The following is a 23,290-nucleotide window of genomic DNA, read 5'->3' on the forward strand; positions in this document are numbered from 1 at the left end:
ATGGCAGGGGTAGCTGGACTCGAACCAACGGATGTCAGGATCAAAACCTGATGCCTTACCAACTTGGCTATACCCCTTTATGGGCGACCTATTATAATTAAAAAAAACTAATTTGCAAGTACTTTATAACAATAGCTGCTAATTAAGCGTAATTTTAACCGCAATAGTGCTTAAGGGCGCTATTATGACATAAATAAGACCAGTTTGCTGCGCTTTACGGCTTTAAATTATTAGAAAATTGAATGGGCTAAGTTGGACGTGACTCTAGTTAGAGTAACCGGGTGATAAAAGTGCTTTATTACTCACCAAAAAGACTATCGACCACTACCGCAGAGCAGGGGGCTTCCTTCATCCATAATGCTAAGCCTGTATTTATGGTCTGAGGCAAAGGTAAAAACACGGTACTGCCTGATCCGGTCATACGTGCCCTAATACTTTTTGGCTCAGCGGCGGGGCTTTGGGATGATATTTGGTCAGACAGTTCCGAGGCTAAACTTTGTAAATAAGTGAGAGCAGCTTTAACAGGTTCTGCTAATTGACAGACTACGGGTTCAAAAACGTTGTGATATGGCGGCGTTAATGCCCATAGGTAATCTAGAGATTCAGCGGTAATCTGCGCTAAGGTTAATTCTGGACAATCACGACGTAACGCAGGGTGGCCAAACAGCTTAGCGGTATTCACGTGAGCTTGCGGTAGCAGGATTAAATACCGTTGTTTTGGTAAATTAATCGGCGTCAATTGCCCGCCTATACCCTCAGCAATAGCATCTTGATTAAATATAAAAATAGGCACATCAGCGCCAATTTTCGCCGCTATCTCAAGCAGTATGGGTTGCGATAGATTTAATTGCCATAGCTCGTTTAGCGCTAGCAGCGTCGTTGCGGCGTTAGATGAGCCACCCCCTAAGCCTGCACCCATCGGGATAATTTTTTCTATTTGCACCGTTATTTGCGGTAGGGTTTGGGGTAAGAGCGAGACATTGGTAGGTAAGCTAGTCTGTAGCAAATAGTCGAGCAAGGCTTGCGCAGCTTTGATAATTAAATTATCTGCTGGATTTTGGGTAATGCTGTCTGCCCCAGTCAGTTCGACCAACTTACTAGCGACCACATCCAGTTTTGGAGGCGTCGTTGTAGCCCTATCTGCTAGAGCATCCGCCGCATCCACGCTAATTAGGCTAATCTGCTGATTATCATGTCGCCAAAAATGCAGGGTATCGCCCCAATCGAGCAAGCGAAACACAGTCTGCAAATTATGGTAGCCATCTTCACGTTTGCCAGTGATATGTAAAAATAAATTAATCTTGGCCGGTGAAAACTGACTTAAAGTCGGGGCTTCTGCAGCAACTGCAGTGTTTATTGCTAAACGAGACATGGCTACCTATTGGTTAATACTACTGATGATCCGTTAATATCTTTGCTGCATAAACAGACTATTGAGCCGTCTGATGCATAATCGTCATAACCACTTTATGGCCCTGATCGCTGCGGACGTTAATTTTACTCGGCAGAATCTTAGCGCCTTCGTAAGTGAAGTTCGCCGTCCAATCGCCATTGACCGCAGCTATTAAACGCCCGGCTTCATCGACTTGCTGACCACTATCAGAAGGGGCTGGTTTGCCGGAAATCCAATACGGCAGTTGCGAGATAGGCACTTGCCAACCTGTGGCTTTCTTTAGTAACTCATCAGGGCTGCTAGCCGTCATACTGCCGGTTTTTTCACTGACTAAAGTGGCCGTTTGACCATTATATTCAATATTCGTTTTGCCAATGCCGAGCGCCCCGACCAATTCGATAGCAAAACGATCGCCTTGCTGTCCCCAAGCATAAAAAGCACTGCCGGCTTGCGCAGGAGCTTGTGCGGTAGCGGGGGTGGTAATACCAATCTTACCATTAATAGTAAAAGTATCGAGCTTAGCAGGTGCCGTGACAATACCGCCAGGAGTGGTAATAACCGGCGCTGGCGTTTTAGTCTGCATCGATTGACAGCCTGTCACACCGAGTAGGCCGGCCATCATGGCTATACCAGCTAGTGACTTGAGTGACATTAGGGGTAGGGGAGAGTTGGTATTAGCAAAATAGCTTTGGCGCATAAAATTTCCTTATAAAATCAAGTCAGCGAGACGGCAGCTGTAAAAGGCCCAGTTATCATTTCCTTGAAGAAAGATATCAGTTAAGACATAAGTTACGGTATCAGCGCATAAAAATAGGACATGGGCCCATAAAGCTAATAAGATAACTGCGTTCCGCTAATAAATCTGAATACTATCGTTGACATTTTGTTGACCAAAGGCAAATCTACGTTGCAGCTCTGCTAATAAGGCCGTTACAGCCTCTTCATCGCCTAAACCTTGATAAGCGCGCAGCAGGAGCACGCCTGAGCGTAAGGTCGGTGAGACCTCATAAGGGGTCTGTAGGTAGGCGATAACTTTATTAAATTTATCATTGGCTAAAGCACTGCTCGCTAATAGATTCAAGGCTTCAAGCTGGCGTCCATTATCATGACGTGGGTCGTCATAACGGATATCAACAATGGCTTGCGCTAGTGCTAGGCCCGGTGCAGAATTGGGATCATTAGCCAATAAAAACTGTGCGTAAACCAATTGATAAGCGAGATCATCAGGCGCTTGTGATAGCAGATGAGTCAGTAGCGTACGCTTAACGATAAAGTCGTCTTTGTCATCTAGCAACTGCGCGCGTGCAAATAGCAGGGCCTCATCATCCGGATAGCGCTGACTGGCCGTGGTCAATAACTCTTTGGCCGCTTTAGACTCACCTTGCTGCCGCAAAATATCAGCCTGCATAATGTAACTGTCTGGCGCAAACACATCGAAGTCAGAGCGCAGCGCTTGCAAGGTCTTGATAGCCTCAGCGACATTATTATCAATTAACTCAAAAGCCACGACTTTTTTGCGAGCGGCTAACACCAAATCCTCTTGCATGACCGCATTAAAATAGCTCTTGGCTTCCTCAAAGCGCAGTTGCCGCTCAGCACTAACGCCCAGATAATAATAGGCTTGATCTAAATAATGCGGACTCTTTGCCAACGTATTGAGCAGACGGTCTGCTTCCTCATATTCTTCAATATCCAAACTGACCAGAGCGGCCAATAAGGTAATCTCTGCATCGTCGGCAAAGCGTTTGTTGGCCTCTAGCAATAGCTCCCAAGCTTGGCGACTCTGTGCCAACTCTAGGTAATAGCGAATTTCATATAGATATAGACTTTTACGATTGGGTAGGCGCAATCGGGCTTGTTTGACATAAGCCAGCACTTCTTGCGGCGTCACCAGTTTGCGTAAAATATCAGCTTTTAGGGTAATAACGGGCACATTATCCGGCTGCATTTTTAGGGTCTGATTGACGTTGAGCAGCGCGGCTTGTGGCTCGTTGAATTTCAGTAATAAGCCTGCCTTGAGGACTGACAACGAAGCGTTCTGCTGGCTGTCTAAATACTGGAGCGTCTCGAGCAGTTCGCGTTGGTCCTGCTCTTTATTAGGATAAATGCCAATCAAAATTTCGCTCAAATCCGCACGTGGATCATAGCGAAGGATACGGCTTAACGTCTCGCCAGCCAATTCATAGTCGTGGGCTTTTAACGCCAAATGCGCGACATAAAACCAAGCAGGCACATGATCTGGATTCTGTTGTTGCCAAGCGGTAGCAAACTGGAGCGAGTCCTCAGTATCTTCAAAGCTTAACGATAATGCGAGGGCACGCTCAAACACTGCGGTGGCATCGCGCAAGAAAGCTTGGCGCTTATAAATGGCTAGGCCACGTTCAGGCTCGCCACGATCGATGGCAAACTCAGCGTCTAATAAGGCATACAGGCTTGGCTCAGGTAGGGGACTGTCTGCAGTTGGGGTCGGCAAGGCATTGGCTAAGTTATTATTAGCCCGCTCTTCTTCACTGTCTAAGGTGTCGTTATCTAAAACCTCGTTATCCAAGGTCTCGCTATCTGAAATATTGCTATCTAAAGTCTCGCTATCTAAAGCGCCATTGTCTAACGCATTAGCTGTGTCGTTCTGTAGCTCATTAACAGCTTTTGGCAGCTCTCTAATAGCAGGTGCCGTCGTCAGCTTTTGAGCAGCAGGAGATTGTGGCGTACGTAATTTATTAGAGGAAGTGGGGATTTTATTTTGGTCTATAGCCGCTGGCGTTGTTTTATCGAGCTCTTGGTTTTCGAGGTTTTCAATAGGCGCAAAAGCCTCACTGGTTTTGGGCTCAGTGCTATAAGAAGGCATTAGAATTTGCAGTAAAGGATCAAAAATATTGGCTTGCGCAGGCATGCTGCTGCACATAAATGCTGCCAACAATAAAGCCCGCTTATGTTGTAAACAATAAGGCAAAATAAGATGAATATAAGCGCAGAGTGAGGAGTAAGTCGCTGCAGCGGCGCGATCTACTGCGCTATATAGAAACTTAACTCTTAAAAGACGCATAAGCTCAGTACGTTCCCAAAAATGTAGCTATAGTAATGCCAACTATAAACTGTGACGGTAGCAAGCCCGCTCGTTGCACTGGCCTAAATGCATAGCCCTTTATTATGGAGAATCATAAAGGGGCTGTCGTAAAGATGCTGATAGGGCAGATAGTGTTGTTATTGCTGCTAATAGAGCGGCGAATACCACGGGCACGTGCCTTGCTTAATATTTAATGACGGCTATGGAATGACAGTAGTTAAATAACCGCTAGTAAGTGACGACTATTGAATTATATTATTCAATTAACCGTTACTTCATCGCATTATAAAAGTACTGCCCTAAGCGGTACAATAGTACTCATGTTACCAAGCTTAGCGACTCGAATAAAGTAGAGACTATCATCCCTTTGTATACTTGGGTTTAGGGTAGGGCTTTGCGTTAATACTGGAGTGATTACGTGTGATTAGCGATAATTAAGTACGTCATAGCTAGCAGGGCATTGGCTTAAATACTGCTGCGTATTAAATAACTTAGGCAACAGTGATATAATAGTCGGTTTTAAATGCGCCTTTCGCTAGGCGTATCTTACAGCAGTGAGCGTGCCGCAGACTCTTAAGGCTATGATTCATAGTCGTTATAGCTAGATTTGTCAGATCAATCTGCCCATTCTTAGCGTCGTTTTTATGGTCAATACATAATGAGATTAGTGGTCATCGGGCTTAATCATAAAACCGCACCTGTCGCCATGCGTGAGCGTTTGGCGTTTGTGGGCGATGACCTGACGACGGCTATCCGTGAGCTTAACACCTTCACCGACGGCAGCGTGATTGTCTCTACGTGCAACCGTACTGAAATTTACGCTATGTTGCCTAAAAGTGAAGCGGGCACTGCGGAAACCCTCTCTACTAATGCGACGGCAACGCCGACCAATGAGCCGCGTATGTTAAGCGACCAGCAATATATTGATCGTATCTATGCCTGGCTGGCCAACTTCAAAAATATGTCAGTCGCACAAATCCAACCTTATCTCTATCGTTATGTGGACTCGCATGCGCTGACCCATTGGTTGCGCGTGGCGTCGGGTCTCGATTCTATGATTTTGGGTGAGCCACAAATCTTAGGGCAGATTAAAAGAGCGGTGAGTCTGTCGCATGAGTTGGGCGGTATGAGTACGCGCTTTGGTTGGATTATTGACCAAGTGTTTGCCGCAACTAAACAAGTGCGTAATGACACAAAAGTGGGGTCGCAGGCGGTATCTTTAGGGTTTGCTGCTGCCAAACTGGTCACGCAGATTTTTGATCGGATTGAGGAACGCACTTTATTGTTGGTAGCTGCCGGCGAGATGAATCGTTTGGTCGCTACCCATATTGCTGGCCTTGGCATTGGCAAAGTGATTATCTGTAACCGTAGCGCCCCGCGTGCCGAAGCCTTGGCTGAAGAATTGCGCGGTATGGGCCATCATGTGGTCGTCCACAGTCTGCAAGAGTTACCGACCTTGCTGCCGCAAGCCGATATTGTCAGCAGCTGTAGTGGCAGTATGGACATGTTGATTGATCGCGATATGACCAAAGCCGCCCTAAAAAAACGCCGCTACCAGCCAATGTTAATGGTAGATTTGGCGGTACCGCGTGATATTGATTCGGCCATCAGTCGTATGGACGATGTTTATCTTTATTCCATCGATGATTTACAGCACGTCATTGCCGGTAATATTGAACAGCGTCGCCAAGCGGCCGTGGATGCCGAATTGCTAGTGAGCCAGTTGGTCGTTGAGATTGAAAGACGCTTTCAAGTGCGCCAAGTCGGCCATGATATCGAGCTGTATCGCGCGCAGGCGTATGCCCATACCGACCAGTTATTAGCAGAGTCTTTGAACCAATTAGCCCAAGGCGAGCACTCGGCTGAAGAAATCATGGCGGAGCTGACCCGTAAACTGACGCAAACGCTCTCGCATGCCCCTTCCAAATTGATGCGTAAGGCTGCGCGAGAAGGCGATGCTGACTTGCTTAATTTCGTCGTGGGCGGTCTAAAAGAGGCTTATCGTCGGCGACCTTAAGTCAGTAGTAATAATTTATACAATAAATATAAGCGAGTTGACTGTACAAGGCTAGAGAAATAGCATAATCTTGACCATATGGTCAGGTTTTTTATTTGCTTTCTAATCCTGGCAATGCCGCTACTTTATGGCCCTTATTGTTGGCTTTAATAAGGGTGCTATTATTTACTGACTTTGCAGTAATTGACAGGGTAGTAAAAGTTCACCACTATTAGCGACTGTCCAATATTGCTCACCCTTAACGAATAACACGAAATGGAGCTTCCTATGACCGCTTTATTAACCGATATTGATCCTGATGGCTTGTTAGAGTATTCCGTCGTTTATACGGATCGTGCGCTCAACCACATGTCGCAAGTCTTTCAGCAAGTGATGAATGACTTGTCGAGCAATCTGAAAACTGTTTATAACGCTGAAGCTGCGGTTATCGTACCGGGTTCAGGAACTTACGCTATGGAAGCGGTGGCTAATCAATTGGCTAAAGATGCTGATTGCCTAATCATCCGTAATGGTTGGTTTAGCTATCGTTGGACGCAAATCCTAGAAAAAGGCAACTTCGCTAAATCGACTACAGTACTTTGTGCTGATCGTAAAGACGAAGGTCTAGACGAACAACCTGAGCCTTTCGCACCTGTAGAAATCGAAAAAGCGGTTGCCGCTATTAAAGAGCAAAAACCTGCGGTAGTATTTGCTCCGCACGTAGAAACCTCTTCAGGTATGATTTTACCGGACGACTATATCAAAGCTTTAGCAGAAGCGACGCATAGCGTTGGCGGTCTATTGGTCATTGACTGTATCGCTTCAGGCTGTATCTGGTTAGATATGAAAGATTTGGGTATCGACGTCCTGATTAGCGCCCCGCAAAAAGGCTGGAGCAGCACCCCATGTGCCGGTTTAGCTATGTTAAGTGCAGCCGCAGTTGCGAAAGTTGATGCGACCGAATCTGCCAGCTTTAGCTTAGATTTGAAACAGTGGCTCAATATTATGCGCGCTTATGAGAATGGCGGTCATGCTTACCACGCGACTATGCCGACCGATAGCTTACGTCAGTTCCGTGATGCTGTGCTTGAGGCCAAAGAATTTGGTTTTGAGAAGTTACGTGATGCCCAGTGGGAATTGGGCAACCGTATCCGCGATATCTTAGAAGACAATGGCATCGCTAGCGTCGCTGCTGAAGGCTATCAAGCGCCAGGCGTGGTCGTAGTCTATACCGACCGTGACGATATGCATAAAGGCAGTGCTTTTGCTGATGCAGGCATGCAAATTGCCGCTGGCGTGCCGCTTAAATGTGGTGAGCCAGACAGCTTTAAGACTTTCCGTTTAGGCCTATTTGGTTTGGATAAATTGAAAGATGTGGATGGCGCGGTTAACCGTTTTGCTGATACTTTAAAGCAGGTCATTGCTAAATAAGTATTTGCTGTTAATGGTAAATAAAGACCGGTAATAAAAGACGCTCTCTTACTTTTAAGGGAGCGTTTTTTTATGGGTTTTTGAAATCCTTCCTCGGTCCTCCCTTTGCGAAAGGGAGGAGGCGATTTTGCGGTGATGGTCGAGGGGGGTAATGAACTAACGGAATCTACGGTGTTTAATTTATTATTCCGTGGGTTGCCACCCACGCTACGGTTCTGAATCAATTGGTGAGTTAACATCACACGCTACGGTTTTAAATGGTTGGGTGTCGTAAACTCCACCCAACCTAGTTACTCTTTCTAGAAAAGTAAGGCTTTTGTAGGGTGCGCTCGGCGCACCATTTAAATCGTGATGGTAATCGGTGCGCGGGTCGCACCCTACGTGCATTTATAGGCATTACGAATAGTAAGAACCTATATCTTATACGCCCTTATAGAATGGATGAAGCTGGGCTAAAGCCTCAGCCTACAAGAGCAAAAGCGAATTTCAAATTTATAGATAGATGTAGCGTGGGTTATAATCCACGGAGGATTCGTTCAAAAAAGGTTTCAGTCTTAAAGATTCGAGGAACTGTTGTCTAATAGTGCAAGGTGCTAATTATTATCAATAATTTAGGAAGAAATCCCACCTCAATCCTCCCTTTGATAAAGGGAGGAGGCGATTTTGCACAGATAGTAGAGCGGGTAATGCATTACCGCCATCTACGGTGTTGAGTGTATTATTCCGTGGGTTGCCACCCACGCTACGGTTATCAATCGTTGGGTGTCGTAAACTCCACCCAACCTACGTATTGATTCATTCTTTTGTAGGGTGTGCCCCGCGCACCATTTAAATCGTAATGATGATTGATGGAGAACCTATATCTTATATGCCTTTATAGAATGGATAAAGCTGGGCTAAAGCCACAGCCTACTTCAGAATTCTATCAGGTTTTGCTGTTGCCTCGGGTGAGAACGGGAACAGTAAAACACTGTTTTACCCGTTTGCAAGACAAAGGCTATGCCTGCGTAGGTGGCCATAGTAATGAAAGAACGCCTACTTTTGACCCGCATATTTCATAGGCCTTAAAAAGCCCCGTTGCTAAGGCTATCAGGGCTTTTATATTTATTTTTGGCTTGGTTTTTCATCTTTGGGTGTAGAGAGACCCATGTCCCTATCGGTTATTGAGTCCGTGGGTTATTACCTACGCTACGGCCTCTTTTTAATGCGTTACCTTTGGCTCTTCGTGTGCCATCGATTTGGCAGCTTGACGCAGCTCATACTTCTGTACTTTACCCGTGCTGGTCTTCGGAATTTCAGCAAAGATGATGTGCTTGGGCACTTTAAAACCGGCCAAATATTGACGGCAATGCTCAATTACACCGGCGCGCTCTAAAGTGTGGCCTTCGCTGATTTCAATAAAGGCGACTGGGACTTCACCCCATTTATCATGCGGGGCGGCGACGACTGCGCAACTTGCCACAGCAGGGAGTTTGTACAGGACGTTTTCCACTTCGATACTGGAGATGTTTTCGCCACCAGAGATGATGATGTCTTTGAGGCGGTCCATAATTTTGATATAGCCATCCGGGTATTTGACGCCTAAGTCCCCAGTGCGGAACCAACCGTCTTGAAAAGCAGCATCGGTAGCCTTGCGACTTTTCAGATAACCTTTCATCACCATGTTGCCTTTGAGGGCTAATTCGCCCATCTCTTCGCCATCAGCGGCGACCGGCTCGGTAGTGCCTTGTTTAAACACTTCAAATCCGGCCATTAGATGGGAAGCTAGACCTTGGCGAGATTTCTTACTAGCGCGCTCGGAGACGGTTAGGTCATCCCACTCTTCATGCTCAACACATACCGTGACAGGTCCATAAACTTCGGTTAAACCATACACATGGGTGATGTGGAAGTTCATCGCTTCCATGTTCTCGAGCATAGTTTCTGACGGCGGCGCACCGGCAACCCAACCTTTGACCGGATGAGTAATCGCAGCTTTACGTTCATCTGTACCCGAGGCAATCATGCTATGTACAACGGGAGCAGCGCAGTAATGCGACACTTTATATTTAGCGATTAATTGCAAGATTAAGTCGGCATCAACCTGACGTAAGCAAACGTTGACCCCAGCACGCTCAGCAATAGTCCATGGGAAACACCAGCCATTACAATGAAATAGCGGTAGCGTCCACAGATACATCGGGTGTTTAGGCATGTCCCAATCTAAGATATTCGATAAGGCGTTCAGGGTGGCGCCGCGATGGTGATAGACCACGCCTTTTGGGGTACCGGTCGTGCCTGAAGTATAGTTTAGGGCGATAGCATCCCATTCGTCTTCGGGTTTTTCCCAGTTGTCCAAGTCGTCACCGCTAGCGACCAGCTCCTCATAAGTCATTTGCCCAAAGGAGTCAGTAGGCAGGGCAGCATCGGTAGCATGAATCAAAATAAGGTTAGGGAAGGCTTCTTCGATAATTTCCGCGTGCTTGGCAAACTCGCTATCGAGGATTAAGGCTTTGGCTTCAGAATGCTGCAAACAAAAGGTTAGCGCGTTGATATCTAAACGGGTATTAAGCGTACAGAGCACGCCACCCGACATAGGAATGCCAAAGGCGACTTCTACCATGGCCGGGGTATTCGGCAGCATCACCGCGACGGTATCGTTTTTATTAATGCCTAATTTGCGTAGAGCATCGGCCATCTGACGACAGCGGGTAAAGGTCTCGCTCCAAGTCTGCTTGAGCTCATTAGTCTTGAGGTCGTCATAAATAATGGCGAGCTTATTGGGATAAGCAAGGGCGGTGCGTTCGATGAAATCGATGGGAGTGAGCGGTTGATAGTTGGCCGGATTTTGGCCTAAGCCAGTATGAAAGTCGGTCATAAATAGTCCTTTATTGGGTGGGTGATCAGTCCTTGAGACAATAGCAACCCTAGCATAGCCGCCTAGAAGCGCTTTAGGCAGACCGAATTAGGGGTAGGGCTTGTAAAAATAGGTCTATAAAATATATGGTTACAGCCGTGGGTACCTTTTCGCTAGCAGGAGTGCTCATAAGTCTCACAAGAGCAGGTAGCGGCTAAAAATAGCCTTATTATCAAGACTCTACAATTTGCCCACGGTGGTGTATGTCGGTCTATATTAGCATTAACGCTAGCTAGTCGCCCATGCAGGGCAGCGTTAATTTAGAGTAATAGACGTAGTTGCGGCCAGTAAAACCACAATAAATGCTATAAAACCTTACTTATAATAAGGTTTAAGTCTATATTATAAAACGATAAATAAGGATATCAATATGCGCTATGCTAATTTTGCTCTATTTACGCCCATTGTGGCTTTAAGTTTTGGCTTAACTGCGTGTCAGTCGTCCAGTAATCCCACCACTAGTGCGGGGCAACTGCCGCCAGTATCTAAGCCAATCTTGGTGGCTAAGTCCGCACCTATAGTTAAAACTACTCCTGTGTCTAAACCAACCATAGTGAATGGTGCGCAACCTGCCACAATCAATACCACTATGACTTTCACCGAGCTTACCGCGCCATGGCGTCAGCCTGCCATCTCAGCGACAGCTACCGAAGCAGTGTATAGTCGTGAGTGGGCAAAATCGGAGACGCAAGATAAATGTCCGCTATTGGCTTTACCTAAGACCGCGGCAGCCCAATTGGCGAATCGTAACGTTCGCCGAGCTAATTTCTCCGGCGGTTGGGGTGTGGCTTATGATTTACCTAACGAGCGCAGTGCTTATGGCGTCGCTCACTCGGGTATCAGCGATCCAGTAGGGCAGGCCGCTATTTGGCAGGATTATCATCTGTATAACGATGGCACGGAGCTAACCTATGGTCGGGAGGGCGGTGATCCACAAGGCAAATGGTTGGCTTATCTGACCTTAGGCATACAGCATTCTCCTGCAGGTGAGCATTGCTTCTACAACATTTGGAGTCAACAGAGCAAAACGCATTTGGAGCAAATTATCACAGAATTAAGGCTCGTGGCTCCTTAGAATTAGGGCTGAGGGCTCTCTAAACAATGCTGTAATTTAAGCAATCATGGGTACAGTCTATAGTTAACATAAGCACAAACATCTACGGCAATGGCTTACCAAACTGCTAAAAATACAGTGTTATAACGTGGGCGAAAGTCGGGCTTTGCCAGTGCACAAATGTTTTGCTCACTGACCAGTCGAGCGCCCGTATAGCAAGGGCTCAAGCGCTTATGCTAGGATAGCTAACATCCTATTTTATAGTGTAGTTTTAAGCGAATAATGACGTGGCCGTGCTAAAAGTTGCTCTACCATTTGCGCAGGGATTCGCGCGATTATGGCCACATCAGAGCGTTTATTAATGCCCTAATCAAATTTTTCTATACCCCCTATTTTTATTCCCATTCACCTCACTTTTACTTCTATTTTTGACTCTTTATAAGGATATACCATGGAAGCTGCCGCTACCGACCGTTCAATTCCTACCCAGACCGATAATGCCCCATACCCACATATTTTTGAGCCGTTAGATTTAGGGCACACTACCTTAAAAAACCGTATTGTTATGGGCTCTATGCACACGGGCCTAGAAGACCGTTTTTATAACTATGGCAAGCTAGCGGCTTATTTCGCTGAGCGGGCTAAAGGCGGCGTGGCTATGATGATTACTGGAGGCATCTCGCCCAACCGGGAAGGCTGGTTATTGCCTGCTGGTGGCACAATGAATACCAAGGCAGACGTGATTAACCACCAACGCGTTACCCGTGCTGTGCATAAACACGACAGTAAAATCGTCATGCAAATCTTGCACAGTGGTCGCTATGGTTACCATCCGTTTGTGGTGTCGGCAAGCCCAGTAAAATCGCCTATTTCACCGTTTAAGCCGCGCCAAATGAGCGTAAAAAACATAAAACAAACCGTCGAAGATTATGCGCGCAGTGCCACCTTGGCTAAGCAAGCGGGTTATGACGGTGTGGAAATCATGGGCTCGGAAGGCTACTTGCTCAACCAGTTTTTATCGGCGCACGTCAACCAACGTACCGATGAATACGGCGGCGACATCCATGCGCGTATGAAGTTTCCGTTAGATATCGTCCGCGCTGTCCGTAAAGCGGTGGGTGAAGACTTCATTATCGTTTTCCGTCTGTCGATGATTGACTTAGTGCCTAATGGTAACGTGATGGACGAGGTGATTACAGTCGCCAAAGCCCTAGAAGAAGCCGGCGTTAGTATCATCAACTCAGGCATTGGTTGGCATGAAGCGCGTGTCCCGACTATCGTGACCAGCGTGCCCCGTGCTGCTTTCGTTGACTTTACTGCGAAGATTAAAGCGGAAGTTAATATCCCCGTCATGGCAGCAAACCGTATCAATATGCCAGAGACTGCCGAGCAAGTGCTGGCCAATGGTCAGGCAGACTTAATCCAAATGGCCCGTCCCTTCTTAGCCGATCCGGATTGGGTTAATAAAGCTAAGACTGGCGAGACCAATCGTATTAATACCTGTATCGCTTGTAACCAAGCCTGCCTCGACCATACGTTTGAAAATAAACGCTCGACTTGTTTGGTCAACCCACAAGCCTGCTATGAGACCGAGCTGGTCTATAAGAAAGCCAAAAAACCGAAGAAAGTTGCGGTCGTTGGTGGCGGTGTTGCGGGTATGTCAGCGGCTACTGTAGCGGCTTCACGCGGGCATAAAGTGACGCTATTTGAAGCTAAAGATATCTTGGGCGGTCAGTTTAACTATGCCAAAGTTATCCCAGGTAAAGAAGAGTTCTTTGAGACCATTCGCTACTATACCAATGAGCTTGAGCATCAAGGTGTCACGGTTAAGTTGAATACCCCAGTGACGAAAGAGCTGTTAAATGATGGTAAATTTGACCACGTCATCATCGCAACAGGTGTGGTACCGCGCAGTCTGGAAGGTAAACTACCAGGTGCGGACATGCCGAACGTCATCAGTTATGCCGACCTATTAAATGGCACGGCTACCGTGGGCGAAAAAGTCGCGGTCATCGGTGCTGGTGGTATTGGTTTTGACGTAAGTGAGTACTTAACCGCGCGTCATGGTCAGCCGCTACACGAGTTGGGCGAAGCCACGCTAAAAGACCCAACGTACCGTCCTGAGCCACAGCCGCTAGAGGAATGGCGTGAAGAGTGGGGCGTCACGCTAGACACCGACTATCAAACCGATGGTGGCCTTGAGCGTCCAGAAAAACTTACGCCAGTGCGCCAAGTATATCTGATGCAGCGTACCAAAGGCCGCTTGGGTGCAGGCCTAAACAAAACCTCAGGTTGGGTCCATCGCGCACATATTAAATCTCATGGTGTCATGCAGATGGCTGGCGTGCAGTACGAAAAAGTTACGGCTGAAGGTATCTGGGTCACTAACCCACAAGGCCAAAGCCAATTGCTCCGCGTTGACAGTATAGTCGTGTGTGCGGGCCAAGAGTCAGTCAATGACTTGATGCCCAATGTTGGCGATGCGCCAGATGCGGAATACCATTTGATTGGTGGTGCTAAGCTCGCTGCTGAGCTAGATGCTAAACGCGCGATTCGTGATGGGGCTGAAGTGGCTGCACAGATTTAAGCTATCGGAAAGTTTAAAAAAATCGGTTCATTATGGGTCGTGCAACGGGTAAAAATTTTTATGGCTGGTTGTATGCCAAAGGCTTTCAAAGGCTGCAAAAAATTTCTCCCAGTCGCACCGTATCTGTTTTAAATCAAACTCTAGCTGTTTGACATCATTTATTATATAAAATACCGCTGCCTTTATGGTTGGCGGTATTTTTTTGTTTGAACGATATTGGTGTTAATATCAGTCTATACGTCGTCAGTAAGCATCCTGTATCTTAGTCAAGGAAGATTAAAAATTTAATGAATACAATAAATAAAGGGCAACCCAGTTCACTAAAACTACTGTGGTTAGCAATATTCTTCGCGGTACTCATTTGGTCGGGTATTCATCCTAAGAATTATTTCACTTGGTTATTGGAGGTGGCGCCTGCGCTAATTGGTCTGGTCATCCTAGCCGCGACTTACCATAAATTTACTTGGTCAAGGTTGACGTATTTTTTGATATTGTTGCATTGCATCGTATTAATGGTAGGCGGTCATTACACTTATGCCGAAGTGCCCTTGTTCGATACTATCGCCAATTGGTTAGGATGGGAGCGCAACTACTACGATAAGTTGGGGCATTTCGTTCAGGGCTTCGTGCCGGCGTGTATTGCTAGGGAGCTATTACTGCGCTTGAATGTGGTCAAAAATGAACGTTGGTTACTGGTGTTTGTCGTATCAGTCTGTTTGGCATTTAGTGCTTTTTATGAGTTGGTAGAGTGGTGGGTAGCTATCGCAGTTGGTGAGGATGCAGAAGCCTTTCTCGGGACGCAGGGCTATGTTTGGGACACGCAATCGGATATGTTTATGGCGTTGATTGGTTCGGCTGTGTTTTTGGCCTTTTTCCGTAAGTGGCAGGATGCCAGTATCCGCAAAGTGGTAATCAAGGCTACCTAAATTTTAATCATATAAAACAAGCACTAACAATGTAAAAGTAATATAAGCCTAAGTACGAAACCTGCAAACCTTGTAACTTCTAGCAAGCTAAAATCTAGAATCTATTTTATCTTTGCTACCATCGTAGACTGATTTTATAAAATTTATAATCATAACTACAAAGGTCAATATAATGAAATTATTAACAGATAAAGTCGCTCTCGTCACCGGTGGTTCGCAAGGTTTGGGTGAAGCTCATGTACGTAAGTTAATCGAAGAAGGCGCAAAAGTTATTATCACTGATATTTTGCCTGAGCAAGGAGAGAAGTTAGCCAAAGAGCTAGGTGATAACACTACTTTTGTTAAACTCGATGTCACCGATCCTGACTCTTGGGAAGCAGCAATTAAACATGCGGAAGCAGCGTTTGGCCATATTAACGTGTTGGTGAATAATGCTGGCATCGATATTATGAAGCCGTTTATAGAATTTACTGGGTCAGATTTACAGAAATTGTTAGATGTTAATTTGTTTGGTAATTTTCACGGTATGCAAAAGATACTTCCCTCGATGAAGAAAGCGGGTGGGGGTTCTATCGTAAATATCTCATCGCTTGAAGGCTTGCGGGGCACAGCGGGTAACTCTATCTATAACGCTTCTAAATTTGCGGCTACGGGCTTGACTAAAGCTGTGGCGCAGGAATATGCCGAGTATAATATTCGCGTAAACTCTGTGCACCCAGGAGCGATACAAACTCCAGGTGTTGAGGCTGATGATATCAAAGATACGGTGCAAAACTATATCCAAAATATCCCAATGAAACGTATCGGTAAGCCTGAAGAAGTAGCGAATTTGGTGGCCTTTTTAGCGTCAGATAAATCCAGTTATTCGACCGGTGCGGAATTTATTGTGGATGGCGGCATTATGGCTACCTAATAGCTCATTGCCTGATGACTTGCTAATCTTTTATAACTGTCTTAATTTTATATATGAAGTACTAATAAAAAAGAGCCCTTCTACATTATTTAAATCGTGTAGCAGGGCTCTTTTTTGCTTAATTATTTTCTAGAAAACGTCACGGTAGCGTTGACTCTACAGCTTACCAACTCCCAATGTTTTCCATTGAAACCCAAGGCTCAGTTGGTGCGAGACGCTCGCCACTTTGCAGCAGCTCGATGGAGATATGATTAGGGTCTTTTACGAAAGCCATATAGCCATCTCTTGGCGGTCGCAATATCTGCACACCCGCACCCATTAAGCTTTCGCACAGCTCATAGATATTATTGACTCTAAAGGCAAAATGGCCAAAGTTATTGCCGTTGGTATATTCTTCCTCATCCCAATTATGCGTCAGCTCAATCTCTGGCGCCCCCTCATGTGTCGCTAAAAAATATAAGCTGAACCGTCCTGATTCCGAATCCTTTTTTCGCAGCAGCTTGAGACCTAGCAAATCACAGTAGAAGAACAAGGTATCGTCTAGTTTATTGGTTCTGATCATTGCGTGTAAATATTGCATAAATTGCCTTACGAGTTATGGTTATTTAAACTTTCTAGCCTTGGTGTTTTTGGCTTTTCCGTAAGTGGTAGCATGATAGGATTAGCCGATGAGTTTGAGCTCTCATGGGGCGAGCTTGCGACCACTAAAGATTTAGCATACTCTAAAACCTCAACCGACGTTTCTGAAAACTTCATGTGGTAATCATCACATTTATTAAAATAATGACTTGAGGGCACAATATGAGTCAACCAGACAAAGGTGAGGTGATAGCTTTTGTAAAGAATAACTATGGGGAGAAGATCAAAAATAAGCTAGAGAATGTGCACAGAGGCGGCAACAATAATTATAAAGGCCGTGACTATGAGAATCAGTTTTTACTTTATAGAGTGTTTGAGATAGCCGCTAAATATCCGCACAATTGCGAAAATCAAATTATTCAGACTCAAGCGGTTAGCTTTGTAGATGATATATGTCATATAGACTATGAAGAAAACACAAAGTACAACTACCAGGCGAAAAACTCATCTTTAGCTTCGGCTGATTGGACTCAAGAGACAAGTGAGCGCTTTAAGTTGCAAAGGGAAATCGATATTGCCCTTTACGGTATAAGTCGCACAAAAAACACTCTGCTTGTATCAGACCCAAAAAAAGCTCTCGCTAATCAGGGGAAGATACCTATAGAGCTACAAGGCCAAGACACATCCCAATATTTTAAGTGCCATAAAAATATCTATGACCTACTAATGAATACGGATTTAAAGCAGCATATCTCAAAGCTTATAGATGATACATTTTCATCCCGTTATGATTATGCAGCAGTACTCATACATGGTATTTTACAATCGGGGAACTATGCCACTATTAACGATATATTCTGCCAAGCTGAGTTTGAGGGTCGACCAAGCCCTTTTATAAAATTTCGAAAAAGTGAGGCACAAATTCCTAAATGGGTAATGCAAATTTTGACAAAAAATTCACATTACTTATCCTATGGTTTAAACTATGATGTATTAACAGTGACTATAAACCAGTCTTTTACAGCGACCTGTAATATAAATTCTCTTAATAAAGTATCAAGTGAAGTTAGAGACGAAGTCCAAAGTATTCAGGAGTTAATAGCTCTTTTTCTGTCTATTACAGGCTCTGATATCGAGCAATCTCTTAAGCCCTCTACTAAGGGAGAGGTAAAATGAATAGGGTATATACACCTATCGCCACAGCTGAAGCGAAAAGGCAATTAAACAACCTTTTTGCCCATTTAGACGTACCCAAACGTTATCAAGAAACTATGGTCGCGTTAGGTAGATTACTGGCTGAGGAGGTTTCTCCCCTATTAAAATCTAAAACCCATACTGGTACCTTGATAGTATCGACAGCCGAAGATGCTGATTTTCTTCAATATGGGGTGTCATCGACCTTACAAAATCAGGGTATCGATACAAAGTTAGCTGTATTTTGGAACCATCATTATCAGCTACCCAACCATGCTAGCGTGGCCCCTATATTGCATAGGTTCATTGAACCAAATTTTGAGCAGATGCATAATATCGTTATCGTCAAATCTATTATGTCAGGCAGTTGTGTGGTTCGGACCAACCTCATCGAAATGATAGATAAGATGGAAGATATTGAAGATATCTTTATTTTATCACCTGTAGCTCACAAAGATTCAGAGTCAAAATTAAAGGCTGAATTTCCTGATGAGATTGCGAGTAAGTTTAAATTTTACTGCTTTGCTTTAGATGATGAAAAAACTGAGCAAGGTGAAGTCCAGCCAGGAATTGGCGGTCAGATATATGAGCTATTAGGTTTAGTTAAGCAGCCAGCGCTTAGTGGATATATTCCTGAGGTAGTTAGCAAGTTGAGTTTTCAAAACCTTGCTTAAGGTAAGTAGTCGTTCAATCAGAAAAGGCAGTTGCTGTAAGATAGCAACTGCCTTTTTTCTAGCATAAAAACTTCTTACTTTACTCTGCTCTAACCCTTAATCTCACCCACTAACCAAGCAGAAAAGTCAGCAATTTGCGCGGCCATCTCAGGTTGTGCCTCACTTAAAGCAGCCAACTTAGCACTGATAGCTTCTTGATTATATTTAACCTCAGTCAGCGCTTCTTTTAACACCTCAATCAACTCTACATTTAACGCATCTGAGAAGATAACCACCTCGGTAATCACCGCCTGTTTCACATCCAAATGCAAATCAATCAAGCCCCAATCAAAGCGAGTCTCTAAATGATGGGAGAATTCCGGGGTCTTACCAAAGCGCCATTCCCAATCGGCCATCTGTTGATAGTATTTATTAAGGTGGAGTTCTTGTGCTAGGGTCGCCTCGTCCAATTCCTCAACTGGAGTATCTGCCACGTCTTGTCCATAATACTCACAGAAAGCTTCAATCATTGCCTGGGATAAGGTCTCATGATTAATAGCCTCGTTAAATTCAACCAAGTTGGCGACTCGGGAGCGTACCGACTTAATACCCTTTGCTTGCAGTTTCAGCGGGTGTGGGTTGAGATAATCGCCTAGCTTTTGCATATCCGCATTGACCAATAAAGTACCGTGGTGAAAGCTACGATCAACGCTGTGTTTAAAGGCACTGCCTGATATCTTCTTATCGCCGACTTGCATATCGTTACGGCCAGAAAGGGTAGCGTCTACGCCCAGTTTTTTGAGGGCATTAATGATAATAGTAAAGTTAGCTTCTTGGTCGTAATCGGCTTTGGGCGATAAGAAGGTAAAGTTGGTATTGCCCAAATCATGAAATACCGCGCCACCACCACTTTGACGGCGCGCTAAAAAGACGTCGTCCTCTGCCATCTTATCCGTTTTGCATTCTACCCAAGGGTTCTGTGAGCGGCCAATGACCACAGTCTCTGAGTTGCGCCATAAAAATAGCGTGTGTGACTGCGGATCAAGGGCTTGGAAGATCCAGTCTTCGGTGGCGAGATTAAACCATGGGTTGGTCACGGCTGATTTTAAGATTCTTAGTTTCATTTTTTAGTCCTTTTTAAATCGGTTTTTATAATCTAGCGGCGTATAAATATCTTCAAGCAATGATAGCGCACCTTACGGCAGATATATAATAATGTCGGGGCTAAGTCTGGGTTTATTGCCATAAAGCTTATCTTCTCAGTGCAAGCAATGAAGACTTCCTTATGCAATGCTTAAAACTCTTTGCCTTAAATATCCTCGCTAACCCTTAAAATCCTCACGCAAAATAGTCGCCATATTACGCTCAGCCAGCCCCGTGATAAACACATAAGGGTTCACGCCAGCACTGCCTGGGATGAGCGACCCATCCTGCACATAAATATTCTTATGCCCTTTGACCCGGCCAAATTCATCCGTGGCTTTGCCTAGCACACAGCCGCCAAGTGGGTGATAGCAAAAGTTATCACCAATACCATTATTAAATAATAAGCTAGATATTCTACCGCCATTAGCAGCGGCGAGCTTCTCTAACAAGGCTTTGGCGGCACGCACAGAATACTCATTTTGTGAGCGTTTCCAGTTGAGTTTGACCGACTTAGAGTCTTTATCGTAGTAGTAATTGCCGCGCTCAGGGTTATCAGTAATCGCTAAAAATAGCGTGGTCCAAGTCTCCAACCCTAGTGGTAACGGTGCAATCTCAGCAAATATTTTAAACTCTGCCGGCTCCGTCGCGCCCTCTTGCGGGTCCCACATATTGATAGCTTTCACGGGGATGGTCGATTGAATAGCACCAGCGGCAGCCACAAAGTTACGCCCAGTCATGATATTGCCATTGGGTCCCCAATGCTGGCCAATATGTTCGTTGAGATGGGGTAAGTATCCCTCAGCTTGGCTCTTTAATAACAGCTCAGAAGTACCCGTACTGCCCGCATTCAGGAAGAGTTTGTCGCAAGTATAGTGCTCAACTTTAGCAATGCCGCCTTGCAGGTTTAACACGTGGACTTCTAAGCGCAGCTTATTATTGGGTAGCTGTTGGATAGCCGCTACTTTACGCAGAGTTTTAACGGTTACATTGCCCGTAGCTTCCGCATCCTTAAGATAAGTTAGGTCGAGTGAAAACTTGCCCGCATTATTCCCATAGATGACCTCACCGCCCAATGCCGATGCATACACTTCACCTTTGGCCTCGCGCTGCATATAGTCAAAGTCATAACTGTTGCCGAAAAACTCGGTTTTTAGTCCAGCTTTTTCAGCTTGGCGTTCGGCGGCACGGGTAAACTCGTAATGTTTCGTCTGATTAAAAAACTCTGCAGGAATTTGACTAACCTTTAACGCTTTCATTGCCTTAGGAAAGAAAGTGTCATACATCTCATCGGCATCTAACCACGGGAAGGTAGCCTCAAAATGTGAGCGTCGGGGTTGAATGGCAATCGCGCCATTGACGATAGAGCCGCCACCATAAGCCCGGCCAGCGAACACTTTTATCTCGTCATATTCGATTAAGTCGAGGACCCCAGGGTATTTTTTGATAGGTTTAGGGATAGGAATAGGGGCGTTCGGCCAATTGGAAAACCAGCTAGAACGCTCATCGGCGCTAATCATTTTACAAAAGGTATTGTGCTTAGGGGAGCGATCCCAACGCATCCCCATTTCTAATATGAGGACAGGATGGCCTTGCTCTGCCAAGCGTAACGCCGATACTGCCCCGCCATAACCACTACCCACGATAATGTTACTAAAGTGTCCAGCTTGGATAGGCTCGCTAGCTGAGGTTTGCGGTAGCGTTTTTGGGAAAGTCTGACAACCACTCACCATACTAGTAGCGCCAATCGCCCCTAAGCCCATAGCTTTGATTAATTTACGACGTTGCATAGTAAATCCTAGTAATTGACCGAATGATGTTAAGAAGAAGGCAGTGCATTAATGAGGCTTAAATAAAGCCGCGTTATTTTAGCAATCTTACCTATCATTATTGTGTCCCAATCGCACGATTATAACGGCTAATAAAGAAATTCTTTTGATTAAACATAGTGTTGATAGATGTCGCTTGACCTAAATCCAGAGTTAGCATAGAATTTGTTTCAGTGTACTAGAACGAAGATACAATAATGATTCTGGTTAGAAATTAATTACCTCATTGATGAACTTATTAACAAACACCATGATTAACGAGAGAAGGTTTACTATGACGACAGCAATAGATACCAGCAACAGCAATGGCTTGAATAAATACGGTTTACATCACTCGATTATGCCTAGCACAGAGGGTTTATACGGTGAGTATGGTGGCAAAATTGGTCATCCAGACCTTGCCAAAGCCATGCAAGAGATCGAAGTAGGCTTCCGTGAAATTATCAAAGAGCCAGATTTTATTAATGAGATGCAGCGACTGCGTGAGACTTATGTCGGTAGACCTAGCCCGATTTATCATGCTCAACGCTTAAGTGAGCATTGCGGCGGCGCACAGATTTATTTTAAGCGTGAAGACCTCAACCATACCGGTGCGCATAAAATTAACCATTGCTTAGGCGAGGTGTTACTGGCGAAAAAGTTAGGCAAAACCAAAGTTATCGCTGAGACCGGCGCAGGTCAGCATGGGGTAGCTTTGGCCACTGCAGCAGCATTGATGGGTATCGAATGCGAGATTCATATGGGCGTCGTCGATATTAAAAAAGAACATCCTAACGTCAGCCGTATGAAAATCCTAGGCGCTAAGATTGTCCCGGTATCAGAAGGCGCAGGTACGCTAAAAGAAGCGGTAGACAGCGCTTTCAACACTTATTTGGGCGAGCTCGATAGCAGTATGTTTGCTATCGGTTCCGCGTTAGGGCCTGCCCCTTATCCTGAGATGGTGAGTTATTTTCAATCGGTAGTGGGTCATGAAGCCCGCGCACAATTTTTAAAGACCACCGGCAAGCTGCCTAATAAAGTCGTCGCCTGTGTCGGTGGAGGCTCTAATGCTATTGGTATATTTAGCGGCTTTTTAGCCGATGAGGATGTTGCTTTAGTCGGGGTAGAGCCCGCGGGGGAAGGCCTAGATACGCCCAATCATGCTGCCACCATGAGTTTAGGAGTGAAAGGCGAAATCCATGGCTTTAAGTGTTATGTTCTCCTTGATGAGAAAGGCGAGCCGGCTCCGGTACATTCAATCGCTTCAGGCTTAGATTATCCTGGCGTAGGGCCGCAGCACTCGTTATTAAAAGATTTACAACGCGCCAGTTATGAGTCGGCTACCGATAAAGAGTGCTTAGAGGCGTTTATGGCGCTATCGCGGATGGAAGGCATTATCCCAGCATTAGAGTCCGCCCATGCCATTGCTTATGCGATGAAAGTGGCGAAAGATATGTCGTCCGACCAGAGTATTTTGGTCAACCTATCCGGTCGCGGCGACAAGGATATTGACTTTGTTTTGGATAAAGTCGATTTATAGGCGATTTTAGCAGTGAAAAATAAGGAGTAATTTAAGTATTTAGTTGTTATAAATTGAGAAAAAACATCCCTGTAAAGTGATTTAAAAGTTATCATTATGATATTTTTTTACTT

Annotated in this window: 16 protein-coding genes and 1 tRNA gene; 9 read left to right on the forward strand and 8 right to left on the reverse strand. The window is 45.2% G+C overall.

Annotated features, from left to right (window positions below; all coding sequences use genetic code 11):
- Position 1 precedes the first annotated feature (1 nt).
- From ACZ2XM_RS04505 to ACZ2XM_RS04520, 4 genes are all read right to left on the reverse strand, one after another.
- Positions 2–77: transfer RNA gene (locus ACZ2XM_RS04505), tRNA-Gln, on the reverse strand.
- A 221-nt stretch (positions 78–298) separates the two neighbouring features.
- The gene (ispE, locus tag ACZ2XM_RS04510; protein ID WP_490587187.1) at positions 299–1,372 is read right to left on the reverse strand and encodes a 4-(cytidine 5'-diphospho)-2-C-methyl-D-erythritol kinase; all 1,074 of its coding nucleotides are present in this window, start codon (positions 1,370–1,372) and stop codon (positions 299–301) included.
- Between the two features lie 58 nt (positions 1,373–1,430).
- Positions 1,431–2,090, reverse strand: coding sequence for a lipoprotein insertase outer membrane protein LolB (gene lolB, locus ACZ2XM_RS04515; RefSeq protein WP_490587188.1), 660 nt, complete (start codon positions 2,088–2,090; stop codon positions 1,431–1,433).
- Positions 2,091–2,246: 156 nt separating this feature from the next.
- Positions 2,247–4,295, reverse strand: coding sequence for a tetratricopeptide repeat protein (locus ACZ2XM_RS04520; RefSeq protein WP_490587189.1), 2,049 nt, complete (start codon positions 4,293–4,295; stop codon positions 2,247–2,249).
- Positions 4,296–5,115: 820 nt separating this feature from the next.
- Here ACZ2XM_RS04520 and hemA point away from each other — a divergent pair.
- The gene (gene hemA, locus ACZ2XM_RS04525; protein ID WP_490587190.1) at positions 5,116–6,474 is read left to right on the forward strand and encodes a glutamyl-tRNA reductase; all 1,359 of its coding nucleotides are present in this window, start codon (positions 5,116–5,118) and stop codon (positions 6,472–6,474) included.
- Between the two features lie 267 nt (positions 6,475–6,741).
- Positions 6,742–7,884 (forward strand): aminotransferase class V-fold PLP-dependent enzyme, encoded by a 1,143-nt coding sequence (locus ACZ2XM_RS04530; RefSeq protein WP_490587191.1) that lies wholly within the window; start codon positions 6,742–6,744, stop codon positions 7,882–7,884.
- Positions 7,885–9,085: 1,201 nt separating this feature from the next.
- Here ACZ2XM_RS04530 and ACZ2XM_RS04535 read toward each other — a convergent pair.
- Positions 9,086–10,741, reverse strand: a complete 1,656-nt coding sequence (locus tag ACZ2XM_RS04535; RefSeq protein ID WP_490587192.1) for an AMP-binding protein — start codon at positions 10,739–10,741, stop codon at positions 9,086–9,088.
- Positions 10,742–11,150: 409 nt separating this feature from the next.
- On the opposite strand from ACZ2XM_RS04535, the gene ACZ2XM_RS04540 reads away from it, so the two are divergent.
- The 4 genes from ACZ2XM_RS04540 (at position 11,151) to ACZ2XM_RS04555 (ending at position 16,260) form a co-directional block, all read left to right on the forward strand.
- On the forward strand, positions 11,151–11,855 hold the full coding sequence (locus ACZ2XM_RS04540) for a hypothetical protein (protein ID WP_490587193.1): 705 nt from the start codon (positions 11,151–11,153) through the stop codon (positions 11,853–11,855).
- A gap of 430 nt (positions 11,856–12,285) precedes the next feature.
- A complete protein-coding gene (locus ACZ2XM_RS04545) occupies positions 12,286–14,421 on the forward strand; it encodes a 2,4-dienoyl-CoA reductase FMN-binding domain-containing protein (RefSeq protein WP_490587194.1) in 2,136 nt (711 codons plus the stop codon).
- 287 nt (positions 14,422–14,708) lie between these two features.
- The gene (locus ACZ2XM_RS04550; protein ID WP_490587195.1) at positions 14,709–15,347 is read left to right on the forward strand and encodes a DUF2238 domain-containing protein; all 639 of its coding nucleotides are present in this window, start codon (positions 14,709–14,711) and stop codon (positions 15,345–15,347) included.
- A gap of 172 nt (positions 15,348–15,519) precedes the next feature.
- On the forward strand, positions 15,520–16,260 hold the full coding sequence (locus tag ACZ2XM_RS04555) for an SDR family NAD(P)-dependent oxidoreductase (RefSeq protein WP_490587196.1): 741 nt from the start codon (positions 15,520–15,522) through the stop codon (positions 16,258–16,260).
- 163 nt (positions 16,261–16,423) lie between these two features.
- Here ACZ2XM_RS04555 and ACZ2XM_RS04560 read toward each other — a convergent pair whose 3' ends face one another.
- Positions 16,424–16,840 (reverse strand): VOC family protein, encoded by a 417-nt coding sequence (locus ACZ2XM_RS04560; protein ID WP_490587197.1) that lies wholly within the window; start codon positions 16,838–16,840, stop codon positions 16,424–16,426.
- A gap of 221 nt (positions 16,841–17,061) precedes the next feature.
- Here ACZ2XM_RS04560 and ACZ2XM_RS04565 point away from each other — a divergent pair, with 221 nt between their 5' ends.
- Positions 17,062–18,015 (forward strand): hypothetical protein, encoded by a 954-nt coding sequence (locus ACZ2XM_RS04565; protein ID WP_490587198.1) that lies wholly within the window; start codon positions 17,062–17,064, stop codon positions 18,013–18,015.
- Complete coding sequence (locus ACZ2XM_RS04570; protein ID WP_490587199.1) at positions 18,012–18,707, forward strand: hypothetical protein; 696 nt, start codon at positions 18,012–18,014, stop codon at positions 18,705–18,707. The genes ACZ2XM_RS04565 and ACZ2XM_RS04570 overlap by 4 nt, the downstream gene beginning before the upstream one ends.
- Positions 18,708–18,796: 89 nt before the next feature.
- Here the strand turns inward: ACZ2XM_RS04570 and lplA are convergent, their stop codons facing one another.
- Both lplA and ACZ2XM_RS04580 read right to left on the reverse strand, forming a co-directional pair.
- The gene (gene lplA / locus ACZ2XM_RS04575) at positions 18,797–19,810 is read right to left on the reverse strand and encodes a lipoate--protein ligase (RefSeq protein ID WP_490587200.1); all 1,014 of its coding nucleotides are present in this window, start codon (positions 19,808–19,810) and stop codon (positions 18,797–18,799) included.
- Between the two features lie 198 nt (positions 19,811–20,008).
- Entirely contained in the window at positions 20,009–21,619 is a 1,611-nt protein-coding gene (locus ACZ2XM_RS04580) for a GMC oxidoreductase (protein WP_490587201.1), read from the reverse strand.
- Positions 21,620–21,998: 379 nt separating this feature from the next.
- Here ACZ2XM_RS04580 and trpB point away from each other — a divergent pair, with 379 nt between their 5' ends.
- On the forward strand, positions 21,999–23,177 hold the full coding sequence (gene trpB, locus ACZ2XM_RS04585) for a tryptophan synthase subunit beta (RefSeq protein ID WP_490587454.1): 1,179 nt from the start codon (positions 21,999–22,001) through the stop codon (positions 23,175–23,177).
- The last annotated feature ends 113 nt before the right edge of the window (positions 23,178–23,290 follow it).

The organism is Psychrobacter sp. CoH-33_TS_01 (genome assembly GCF_058189395.1).

Coding starts and splice junctions, on each gene's coding strand:
- ispE (WP_490587187.1), bottom strand. CDS start 1,372: ATGTCTCGTTTAGCAATAAACACTGCAGTTGCTGCAGAAGCCCCGACT.
- lolB (WP_490587188.1), bottom strand. CDS start 2,090: ATGCGCCAAAGCTATTTTGCTAATACCAACTCTCCCCTACCCCTAATG.
- ACZ2XM_RS04520 (WP_490587189.1), bottom strand. CDS start 4,295: ATGTGCAGCAGCATGCCTGCGCAAGCCAATATTTTTGATCCTTTACTG.
- hemA (WP_490587190.1), top strand. CDS start 5,116: ATGAGATTAGTGGTCATCGGGCTTAATCATAAAACCGCACCTGTCGCC.
- ACZ2XM_RS04530 (WP_490587191.1), top strand. CDS start 6,742: ATGACCGCTTTATTAACCGATATTGATCCTGATGGCTTGTTAGAGTAT.
- ACZ2XM_RS04535 (WP_490587192.1), bottom strand. CDS start 10,741: ATGACCGACTTTCATACTGGCTTAGGCCAAAATCCGGCCAACTATCAA.
- ACZ2XM_RS04540 (WP_490587193.1), top strand. CDS start 11,151: ATGCGCTATGCTAATTTTGCTCTATTTACGCCCATTGTGGCTTTAAGT.
- ACZ2XM_RS04545 (WP_490587194.1), top strand. CDS start 12,286: ATGGAAGCTGCCGCTACCGACCGTTCAATTCCTACCCAGACCGATAAT.
- ACZ2XM_RS04550 (WP_490587195.1), top strand. CDS start 14,709: ATGAATACAATAAATAAAGGGCAACCCAGTTCACTAAAACTACTGTGG.
- ACZ2XM_RS04555 (WP_490587196.1), top strand. CDS start 15,520: ATGAAATTATTAACAGATAAAGTCGCTCTCGTCACCGGTGGTTCGCAA.
- ACZ2XM_RS04560 (WP_490587197.1), bottom strand. CDS start 16,840: ATGCAATATTTACACGCAATGATCAGAACCAATAAACTAGACGATACC.
- ACZ2XM_RS04565 (WP_490587198.1), top strand. CDS start 17,062: ATGAGTCAACCAGACAAAGGTGAGGTGATAGCTTTTGTAAAGAATAAC.
- ACZ2XM_RS04570 (WP_490587199.1), top strand. CDS start 18,012: ATGAATAGGGTATATACACCTATCGCCACAGCTGAAGCGAAAAGGCAA.
- lplA (WP_490587200.1), bottom strand. CDS start 19,810: ATGAAACTAAGAATCTTAAAATCAGCCGTGACCAACCCATGGTTTAAT.
- ACZ2XM_RS04580 (WP_490587201.1), bottom strand. CDS start 21,619: ATGCAACGTCGTAAATTAATCAAAGCTATGGGCTTAGGGGCGATTGGC.
- trpB (WP_490587454.1), top strand. CDS start 21,999: ATGCCTAGCACAGAGGGTTTATACGGTGAGTATGGTGGCAAAATTGGT.